Below are 3383 nucleotides of genomic sequence, written 5' to 3' on the forward strand. Positions count from 1 at the left end.
GCGCCGTTCACCGTGCTCCCGTTGGAGTAGAATCTTGCGTAGCGGGCTTTCGTAGTGTCAAATACAATCGTTTTACCGGCACTCGTTTCGCTGTATTCGCTGTCCGTGCCCAAGCCCAAGCCGGCGCTGCCGTTCGTATCGTTATTGAAGACGGTCACAGCTCCGTTTGCGAAGGTAGCGTCATTGGAAAGCTGCACGACCACATCGCGGTAACTTCTGCCGTCCCCATAGTAATGCCACAACTGGATTTCGTTCAGATCATAAGCAGCGCCCAGATCCATTTGTACCCACTGCAGTCCGTTTGTGCCTCGTGCATACTCGGCTGTATTGTCTGCCTGCGCATCTGTTGCAAATGAACTGTTGTCGAATGGGACGGAACTGCTTAGGGTTGCTCCTGTAGCTATATTCTCATTTTGATTTGGCTGCGTTCCGACTTTGATTACTTCAGTAATTGGGGCTGTTATGGTTATTGTTTTTATCAGTTCGCGTTTTGTTTCTACTCCGTCAATATAAGTAACTCTATAAGTATTTTTTTTGCTCCCATTCATTCCCGGTTGGATTACTATTGTTTCACCGATTGGCAACGCGGGATCCTCAATTTTTTTCTTTCCATATGCAATAGTTTCTGTAATTTCTAAGGTTTCTGATGATGACGAAGGAACAACAAAATTTCCAGCAGTGAAATCGTAATCAAAAAAAGATGCTAAATTACCTGCAGCTCCGAATACCGAGATTGATATCAGTTTCCAATCCCCTGATTGCGTAAGCTGATTTATAGAAAACATTCCTTCATACAATCCACTTATTTCATTTTCATACAAATTAACGGACATTCTATAATTTGTTGGCGAATAATAATAATTAGCTAGTAAATATTCCACATCTTCATCGTTTGTTAATTTTGCAGAAACAGTAATAGTATCTCCTGGAGCAGCTGATGGTTGGGATACTTTGATCGAGCTCGCATCAAGCACAGGGATAATGCTAGCGTATGTTCCTGTCACCGTGAAGCTCGCAGCAGAAAAATCAACATCATCTCGGTAAAAACCGGCAGCACCGCCTGTGTTGTAAAATACAACGATGCTATCTATGTTCCAAGTTCCCTCTTGGGTATGATTATCCACATAAATTGTTCCTTCAAACAAGCCGCTTATTTCATTTTTACTCAATATTGTCCCTGAAATAACTTCTGTCGGCGAATAATACATGGCCAAGACTTCTCGAACGTCTGCATCATCTGTTAATTTTGCAGAAACAGTAATCAGATTTCCTGGAATAGCCGATTTCTGGGATACATTGATTGAAGTTCCATCAATTACCGGAGGACTGACAACGTTAAGTGTACCTGAAATAGTAAAGTTTGCAGCTGACAGATTAACCTCACCTTTATAATGGGATGTCACATTTCCTGCAGCATCGTATGCATCGATGGATGCTAAAATCCAATTGCCTGAAAAAGTACCTTCATCAACAGCAATCATTCCTTCATAAAATCCGGTTATTTCATTTTTAAACAAGTTTACCGACGTCAAGGAGCCTGTTGGATCTTTGTAAAAAGCTCTCCCGAGCGTCACCCCAACATTATCTGTTAAATTTGCGGAAACAGTAATGGTATCCCCGGGAACAGCTGATGGTTGCGATACTTTGATCGAGCTCACATCGATTATGGGATTTGTAACATCATTTCCATCGGTTGTGACAGTGAAACCTGCAGCAGAAAAATCACAATCATAACTACGGATATACAAACTGTTGCCTGCAGCATCCCTTGCAACGATGCCTCCAAACTTCCATTCCCCCGACTGGGTAGAAGCATCAACATTAATTCTTCCCTCATACAGACCGCTTGTTTCATTCTTAAACAACTCGACCGATGACCAAAGTCCTGTTGGTGATTGATAGGAAACCGCTCCGTATGTTACCCCTACATCGTCAGTAATGTTTGCAGAAACAATAACGGTGTCTCCAGCAGTAACTGATGTCTGGGAAACTTTGACCGATTCCGGATAAATCACCGGGTTGCGACTATCAACGGTCGTTCCTGTGACAGAGAAATTTGCGGCAGATAGATTGGAATAATCCGTATCGGAAGAAGTCGAATTACCCGCTGCATCATATGCAATAAGGCGATTTAACCGCCAATTCCCCGACTGTGTGGAATTATCTACAGTAATGGTTCCTTCATACAGCCCAGTTATTTCGTTTTTATACAAATTTACGATTGTCTTAATTCCTGTTGGCAAATAATACTGGGCTTTTACTTCAGTAACCCCTACATCATCTGTTATGTTTACAGAAAGGGTAATGGTTTCTCCAAGAGTAGCCGTGGTCTGGGATACTTTGATTGAACTCGCATCAATCACCGGAGCAATCACATCTTCATTGGTAGCCACTACAGTTTCTTCAACACTGCTCGACGCAACATTCTCTTCCAGTTCCCCAATATAGGAAATAGCCGGCGTATCATTTTGAGGGGTGGCTACACCCTCCTCGAGAACCGCCTCTAGGCTTTCATTAAAATTACTATCAGCAAGTTCTACTGTATTGTTTGGGACCTCTTCGCCGAGAGTTTCTTCCATTGAAAATGTAACCGGATCATAGGACACCGATAAACTCGTGGCCGCCTGATTGGTTTCAATGACTCCTGCACCTTCCACTTCTGCTGCTGACACTTTCTGTACGTCCGCTGCCCCTAAAGCGACAACTGTTGCACCCATTACACCTAACACTATCCAATGCGATTTGACCTTGTGCAATACTTTCCTCATTTTCTCCTCCTGAATGCAACTCGAAACATTGACGGTTTATTTTGAATAACTTGCATCTGTAATTTTATCACTACATAATATAAAGAGATATAAACTTTATTATTATTTTTAAATTTATTACAAATAAATTTAAAAATAGTTAAAATTGATCATCTAAAAAAATTCAAATCATGTCAGGAGGAATCAATCGCGACTCCACAAAATCTTATAGTTATAGTCGTGGAAATGACCCGACGGACAAGCTATATGGCCTGGAGGTTGGAGTGGTGCAGGTTATGATGAGGATTGAATTGATTAGGGAATCCTTAGGATACTTTTGAATGTGAAAAAACAACCACCTTCACCCGTTTGGGGAGAAGATGGTTGTTTTATATGACTTTCACGGATTCATGTGCCCAACTTGATATAGTATCACTATCTCAAAATTTGATAGTTTTATTGAACACACACAGGAGCGTTTCGCTTGTAAATTAATCGTTTTATTTTATACCTACTGTAAAGCTAGTATTGTCTGTAATTATACCAAAGTCATTCTCATACAGGGCCCTACTATTATTCTCATTATCTCTTACGAAAATATAGTCGAGATTCCAAGTTCCGCTTTCTTCATATTCG

The 3383-nt window shown here is 41.2% G+C and carries 1 protein-coding gene; it reads right to left on the reverse strand.

Annotation, left to right across the window (positions count from 1 at the left end):
• Positions 1 to 2768 (reverse strand): G5 domain-containing protein (locus C7R73_RS03195; protein ID WP_192875234.1); only part of this gene is annotated, 2768 nt, incomplete at its 3' end.
• Positions 2769 to 3383 lie beyond the last annotated feature (615 nt).

It is taken from the genome of Trichococcus alkaliphilus, assembly GCF_003008695.1.
GTDB classification, from domain to species: Bacteria; Bacillota; Bacilli; order Lactobacillales; family Aerococcaceae; genus Trichococcus; species Trichococcus alkaliphilus.